At 69.3% G+C, this 270-nt stretch carries 1 protein-coding gene; it reads left to right on the top strand.

Going from position 1 to position 270, the window contains the following annotated elements; genetic code table 11:
- Positions 1-270, top strand: a 270-nt coding sequence (locus SB773_RS31915; protein WP_410594341.1) for a DUF4012 domain-containing protein, incomplete at both ends; no start/stop codon positions are given.

Genomic DNA, 270 nt, shown 5'->3' with positions numbered 1-270 from the left:
CTGCTCGATCAGATCGTCGCGGGAACCGATGCGGCGGACAAGCGTCTGGCGGCTCTCGATCAGGACGCCCTGCTGGACGAGGTGCGCTCCGGTGTGCAGCAGGTCGACACAGCGCTCGCCGAGATCCGGACGGTCGCCGAGCCTGCCAGCGAAGTCGTGGCGCTGCTCCCGGACGCGCTCGGCGCCTCCGGGCCGCGCAACTATCTCGTCATGTTCCAGGGCAACGCCGAGGTCAGGGCGAGTGGTGGTGGCCCTGGGTCTTTCGTGCTC

Source organism: Bacillus sp. SIMBA_074 (assembly GCF_046534555.1).
Classification (GTDB): Bacteria; Bacillota; Bacilli; order Bacillales; family Bacillaceae_G; genus Bacillus_A; species Bacillus_A mycoides.
This window is presented reverse-complemented; position numbering and strand designations above follow the sequence as displayed.